Raw genomic sequence first — 6,808 nt, forward strand, 5'->3', positions numbered from 1 at the left:
AATCTGTCCAATTTTGAATCGTACTTACATAAAAAGCACAGGGATTTCTGATGGTAAGTAGCACTCAAGCCTCAATAAAAAATAAGCCTGTCCTCGAAATGCAAGACATTACAAAAACCTTTCACGGTTTTACGGCCTTGCATGATGTAAACCTAACAATTTACCCTGGGGAAGTTCATGCCCTCATGGGTGAAAATGGTGCAGGCAAGAGTACGCTGATGAAAATTCTTGCTGGAGCCTATATAGCCGATGGAGGTGAAATTAGAATTGACGGTCAAGCTGTTAAGATGACAGACCCCGGCCAAGCCAGAGATTTGGGCATAGCCATTATTTATCAAGAACTGAATCTCGCCCCCAATCTGACGGTTGCTGAAAACATTTTTATGGGAAGTGAGCTTACGAAAGGAGGTAATCTCATCGACCAAGACGGAATGCGGCGTAAGGCAACTGAGGTACTGGAAAATCTCAACGCCAGTTTTGATGCTGAAGACCTTGTTTCGACACTCTCCATTGCCGAACAGCAGCAAGTTGAAATAGCCAGGGCGCTCAAAGACAAGAGCCGCATTCTCGTGATGGATGAGCCAACAGCAGCGCTTTCAGACCGCGAGACAGAGAAACTTTTCGAGGTTGTTCGCCGCTTGCGAAATGAGGGAATTGCCATTATTTATATTAGCCATCGGATGGAAGAAATTTATGCCCTTGCCGATCGCGTTAGTGTGATCCGAGATGGTGGGTACATTGGCTCTCTGGAAAAGAGCGAAATTTCCGCTGCACGCCTAGTGGAAATGATGGTGGGTCGTTCCTTACAGGATTTATACGAACATAAGCGTCAAACAACTCCTGGCCCAGTTGTCCTTGAGGTCACGAATTTAAGTGATGGGCGCAAGGTAAAGCCTGCGAGTTTTCGACTCCATGCTGGCGAGATTGTTGGTTTAGCGGGTTTGGTTGGCGCAGGTAGAACGGAGCTTGCTCGTCTTATTTTTGGTGCTGACAAAAAGACTAGCGGTGAAATCAAACTGGAAGGCCGTCGTCTCAATATCTCCGAGCCAAGTAATGCAATTGAATCGGGAATTGCTTATGTACCAGAAGATATCAAAGAAAAACGTCCATTGAACATCTTGACGCCAGATGATGCCATTGAAGCCGGAATTGCTTATGTGCCAGAAGATCGCAAAAATCTAGGTTTATTTCTAGACATGAGTTCTGGTGAAAATATCACTTTAAATGTTCTGGATCGAGAGACAAAAGCTGGCATTATCAATTCAAAAAACCTGGCAAAAGTTGTGACTGATGCCATTAAAGACTTAGGGATTCGTCTTGCCAGTCCAAGCATCAGGGCAATGGATCTATCTGGGGGAAATCAGCAGAAGTTATTGCTAGCACGTTGGTTGGCAATTAACCCGAAGGTACTTTTGCTAGATGAACCAACGCGGGGTGTGGACATTGGGGCAAAAAGCGAAATTTATCGAATTATTAGCGATTTGGCAACAAACGGTGTAGCCATTTTGATGATTTCCAGCGAGCTGCCGGAAATTGTGGGAATGAGCGATCGCGTTTTAGTGATGCGTGCGGGACACCTCGTTGGTGAAGTAGGCGGCTCAACTGGGGAAGCAATTACGCAAGAGAACATCATGGCTTATGCAACTGGAGCAAGGGAGGTAGCAAGATCGTGAGTCAAACAGAAGTAAAAACTACCAGAAATGGCAGGACCGATCGCCAGAAAGCAAGTAAACTTCAAGCTTGGCGAAATTTCATTCAGATTGCCGGTATATTACCGATTTTGGTGGCAATTTGTATAATTTTTTCGATAGTCACGCCAAGCTTTCTTTCCGCAGGAAATCTGATTAATGTTATTCGACAGGCATCCATCAATATTGTGCTAGCTACCGGGATGACGTTTGTCATTTTGACGGGAGGAATTGACCTTTCAGTGGGGTCAATTTTGGGCGTGACGGCAGTAGTCGGGGTGATTGTCTCATTAATTCCAGGTATGGGTTTGCTCGCTATACCAGCCGCCCTATTAGCCGGATTAGGTTTGGGCTTACTTAACGGGTCGTTGATTGCCTATTTAGGTTTGCCACCTTTTATCGTTACGCTTGGTTCCTATACGGCTTTGCGGGGTGTTGCTTATTTAGTCGCCAATGGCACTACAGTTCTGAATCGAAATCTAAATTTTGCTTGGATAGGCAACAATTATCTCGGCCCAATTCCCTGGCTAGTTGTCATTGCTTTGCTGACAGTCATAGTCAGTTGGTTTGTCTTAAGACGAACAGTCCTGGGGAGACATATTTACGCTGTGGGGGGGAATGCACGGGCAGCAAGACTGACAGGAATTAAAGTGAGTCGGGTGCTGTTATTTGTCTACGGCGTGAGTGGGTTACTGTCTGGTTTAGGCGGTATTATGAGCGCCTCGCGCCTCTACAGTGCGACTGGGATGTTGGGCCAGGGCTACGAACTCGATGCGATCGCAGCTGTAATATTGGGCGGAACGAGCTTCACGGGTGGAATCGGCACCATCTGGGGAACCCTACTCGGTGCTTTAATTATTGCGCTACTCAACAATGGATTAACGTTGATGAATGTGTCATTTTTCTGGCAGCTAGTTGTTAAAGGTCTGGTGATTATTATCGCCGTGACTATTGACAAAGTTCGCACTCGTTCTAGCGCTGCTTGAGGGTGAAAAAAGGAAATTGTCGAGTTTGAAAATAAATGCGATCGCTTTCAATTCTGTTCTGGTTACTAGAGTTTAGACTAACCGCGCCTTAAAGCGCGGTTAGTCTAAACTCTAGTTTATAAATGATCGGAGTATTTTGCCAGATAATTACGAATTGGAAAGAGAAGCTAAACAGATTGCTAACGAGATTTACGATGACATCGCTCTGGCGCAAAGAACAATTGCCGTAGGGCGAGTCCAGGGGTCAAGATAAAAAGTTGTAGCAAATTCTTTTGGGGAGTTTAAAAGCTACGAAGAAGCTTTAATACAAAGTCACGGATATACTGTAAATAAGGAACGAAGAGAAAAGCCAAACAGATAGTAAGAGAAGAGAAAATAACAAAATGAACTTGCACTTTTTTGATATTTCTGGTTTAGAAAAAGAACTGAGACAACTTCCTCCTCTCCATAGAGTAGCTTTTGCAGCTTCTATTTGCGAGAGAATACTTCCCAACTACAACGCCTTTTCCCGAATGGAGAATTGGGGCGACCCTTCCGTACCTAGAAAGGCGCTAGACGAGATTTGGCAGATTTTGGCAGGAAAACCAGCAGATGTCGCAAAAGTTCGCCAATTAAGAGAAGATTGTAGTTGCGAAGATGTCCTTCCAGATTCGGATGAGTTTTACGATTCCTACTACATTCTTGAGGCTCAAGAAGCTATTTTTGCGATTTGCTCTACCTTGCTAGCTTATATAGATTCAGATTTACGAAATATTATTTGGGTTGTTAAAAACGCTAGATTCAACACTATTGAACTATTTATATGTGCGAGAGACAAACTTTTCAATGCTAGTCAATATAAAGATGATAAAGATAAATTAGTGGCAATTGCCAATCATCCACTGGCAGTTCGAGAAATGACAAAAGAAAATGAAGATTTGGAACGATTAAAAGAAATGAAGACGCTAGATCGTGACTTTCTGGAATGGCTTCGCACTTCGTTTGACAATGACGGAAAAAGTATAATTGATGTAAGCTGAACTTTATAGTCAAATGCCCATGATTCCAATTCCTGCCTTTGAAGAACTCACTTTTCCAAAGCCTTCCTAGCAGAGCAAATACTTAAAACCTAGCCCCTAGCTGTAACTACTCCACCTTCAAAGTACGTCGCGCCAACTTCACATAAGTTTTCACCGTTTCATAAGGCATATCCAAATCTGTAGCAATATCCTGCAATGACTCCCCAAACTCGCGCCTACCCAGAATAGTTGCCCAAGTTTCGGCAATTTCAGCAGTGCGATTTCCACCAGTGTGCTTGCGTTGTGCGGTGAAAATTTCCGTTAATTCTGCAATCCTATTAGCCAAAATATCCTCCATTGAAGATGCCGCAGATGTACCGCTATCCACTATCCATCCCTTACAAGTTTGTCCTAACCCAAAAGTCGTTTTATGTCCCGTACCGCAATAAATTGCCAGTTCGCCTAAAGCATAAAATAACTGGACAAACTGAGAATTTTCTTTTGCTTTACTCGACAAACCCAATTCTAAAGCACCAGTAAAACCTGTCACCGAACCCTTTTTCCCTGCTTGCACCTTACAGGATGACAGTTGGTGACGGTGAATGATCGATCCTTCATCCACCCATTCTAGAAACGCATCTTGTTCAAATGGCATCCCCGCAAAATCATTCCAGCGCCGCAAATAGCTGTGAAACAAATTTATCGGCATAGGTAAAGGAAAATGATGTCCTTTGCGACGGAAGCTAGTCGGCGAAACAAAGCTGAGAATGAGAGTTTTTTCAATTTCTGTTGATAGTAACTTGGCGTAAGTAGTAGGCGGTTGGGCAACCTGACAAGAGATAATTTTTAACGGCAAATCTCGCAAATTCACCTCAGCAGGTAACGATTGCATCCACTTAGCCAACCATTTCACCACCCGCTGAGAAAGTGCGGTTATGTACCAGCGATAAACCCGATCTGCTGCAACTTGTAACTGCCTACCTTGAGGAATCAAAACACCATTCAAACCAGAGATAGTAAAAGCTTTTTCCGATTCGCCATCGTGGAGATAAGCAGACAAATCTGGATCGATCTGTCGCACTCGATCCAAAAACCAAGCATGAAGTCCCACCGCATACTGAAGTGGCAAAAGTCCGCCAGTGCTGGATGACAGTTCAAACACTAATCCCACTAACTCGGTATCGTCTGACCAAGTGGGAATAGAATTATAAGAGGCACTTTGAGTACGCTTGCGAGTGCGTCTGAGAGTTTGAGTCATAAGCTGTTCCGCATCTAAATTGTATTTTTTGGGCGGGCGGGACGCCCACCCCACAAGAATTTCATCAAACTTGACTTAAAAATTTAAATGCGCCTCAGCTTAGCAGGGATGAGTTACGCTGGTTCCATCCCCATGAGGGGATAAATTAGATTATAGCTGTTTCTACAATGAACGATCGATACAGTAACAATCGCAAAATAAGCCAATATGAATAGGAGTTACGCGATCGGCTAAGTTTAAGAGGCCAAATTTGGAGTTATAATAAAGAATTCAGAAGTTAAAAAGGTCATTTACGCTATAAGGTTTAGATTTGAGCCTTAATTTCGCTAATTTGGCTTTAAATGCAGATTATGGCTGATAAATCTCAATTATGACCTCTATTTTTAGCGATCGCATCCATTCTTGTCTAGTTCCTAATAAAATCTAGGTAAGGTTTAATCAAATACACCCATTCCTGTAGTAGCCTAAAAGCCTATAAATCTGCTTTTAGGAATCCAAATAGTGCGGATATCTCTACCTGTATAAGACCAGATCTCCGTATTTAATTGCCTTGCAAATTTGTAAATTATTGCCTAAATTTCATCTCAGGTGATAGTTCTTAAGCAGGATGCGAAACTAGAAAAGACTCCGTAGGATATAAATCAGCCTCATCATCAGGAAAAAGTTTAGCACCTGCGTACTATTAGGAGGTTTGTAATGAGAATTGCCCAAATTGCCCCGCTGTGGGAGCGAGTTCCACCCCCGGCTTATGGTGGTATTGAGCTAGTTGTCGGACTGCTTACCGATGAATTAGTCCGGCGGGGTCATGAAGTCACTTTGTTTGCAAGTGGTGATTCTATTACTCTAGCTAAATTAGAGTCCGTTCACCCGCGAGCCATACGTTTAGACCCCACAGTCAAGGAATATGGCATTTATGAAATGCTGGAACTAAGTTGGGTATACGAACGGGCATCGGAGTTTGATATCATTCACTCTCACATGGGTTGCGCCGCTTTGCCTTATGCAAGTTTAGTAAAAACGCCCACTGTCCACACGCTGCACGGTGTTTTTACCCCCGATAACGAGAAGATGTTTATGCACGCTCGCCGTCAGCCTTATGTGAGTATCTCCAATGCACAGCGAGAAGCAAGACTGAATTTGAACTGCGTAGCTACAGTCTACAACGGCATTGACGTAAGCACTTACGAGTTTCGCGAAAGACCGGATAATCCCCCTTACTTGGCTTTTTTAGGAAGACTTTCTCCTGAAAAAGGGCCACATTTAGCGATCGAAATTGCCAAGCGTTCTGGCTGGCATTTGAAGATGGCAGGCAAGGTGGATCTAGTCGATCGCGAATATTTTGAGCGGGAAATTAAGCCCCACATTGATGGCAAACAAATTGAATATTTGGGCGAAGCAAACCACGCTCAAAAGTCTGTCTTGATGGGAGGGGCAGTTGCAACTTTATTTCCAATTACTTGGCGCGAACCGTTTGGTTTGGTGATGATTGAGTCGATGGCAACGGGTACGCCAGTGATTGCTATGAAGATGGGGTCTACGCCGGAAATAATTGCCCACGGTAAGAGCGGCTTTTTGTGTGAAACTGTGGAAGAGTGCGTAGCTGCTCTAGCAAAAATAGGTGAATTAGACCGCTACGCTTGTAGAGAACACGTAATAGCTAATTTCAGCGCCCAAAAAATGACTGATGGTTACGAGGAGGTTTATCAACAACTTGTGGCAGAACGCTTCTCGCACAAAGGTCACGTCCGCAATCAACCTGTCTTGGTAAGCGATCTAATTGCTAGCTAAAAGTCAAAAGTCAAAAAAATAATTAATGACAACTGACAACTGACAACTGACAACTGACAACTGACAACTGACAACTGACAACTGACAACT

At 43.7% G+C, this 6,808-nt stretch carries 5 protein-coding genes; 4 read left to right on the plus strand and 1 reads right to left on the minus strand.

Annotated elements, in window-relative coordinates:
* Positions 1-50: 50 nt before the first annotated feature.
* The 3 genes from LAY57_RS28695 (at position 51) to LAY57_RS28705 (ending at position 3,693) form a co-directional block, all read left to right on the plus strand.
* Entirely contained in the window at positions 51-1,673 is a 1,623-nt protein-coding gene (locus tag LAY57_RS28695) for a sugar ABC transporter ATP-binding protein (RefSeq protein ID WP_249070594.1), read from the plus strand.
* Positions 1,670-2,674 carry an ABC transporter permease subunit gene (locus tag LAY57_RS28700; protein WP_249070595.1) on the plus strand — a complete coding sequence of 335 codons (1,005 nt, stop codon included), beginning with the start codon at positions 1,670-1,672 and terminating at the stop codon, positions 2,672-2,674. Before LAY57_RS28695 ends, LAY57_RS28700 begins: the two co-directional genes overlap by 4 nt.
* Before the next feature lie 383 nt (positions 2,675-3,057).
* Positions 3,058-3,693, plus strand: coding sequence for a DUF416 family protein (locus LAY57_RS28705; protein ID WP_249070596.1), 636 nt, complete (start codon positions 3,058-3,060; stop codon positions 3,691-3,693).
* Between the two features lie 106 nt (positions 3,694-3,799).
* Here LAY57_RS28705 and cas6 read toward each other — a convergent pair whose 3' ends face one another.
* The gene (gene cas6, locus LAY57_RS28710) at positions 3,800-4,930 is read right to left on the minus strand and encodes a CRISPR-associated endoribonuclease Cas6 (protein WP_249070597.1); all 1,131 of its coding nucleotides are present in this window, start codon (positions 4,928-4,930) and stop codon (positions 3,800-3,802) included.
* Positions 4,931-5,626: 696 nt separating this feature from the next.
* Here cas6 and LAY57_RS28715 point away from each other — a divergent pair.
* Positions 5,627-6,718, plus strand: coding sequence for a glycosyltransferase family 4 protein (locus tag LAY57_RS28715; protein WP_249070598.1), 1,092 nt, complete (start codon positions 5,627-5,629; stop codon positions 6,716-6,718).
* Positions 6,719-6,808: the final 90 nt, after the last annotated feature.

Origin of the sequence: Argonema antarcticum A004/B2, assembly GCF_023333585.1 — a bacterium.
Taxonomy (GTDB): Bacteria; Cyanobacteriota; Cyanobacteriia; order Cyanobacteriales; family Aerosakkonemataceae; genus Argonema; species Argonema antarcticum.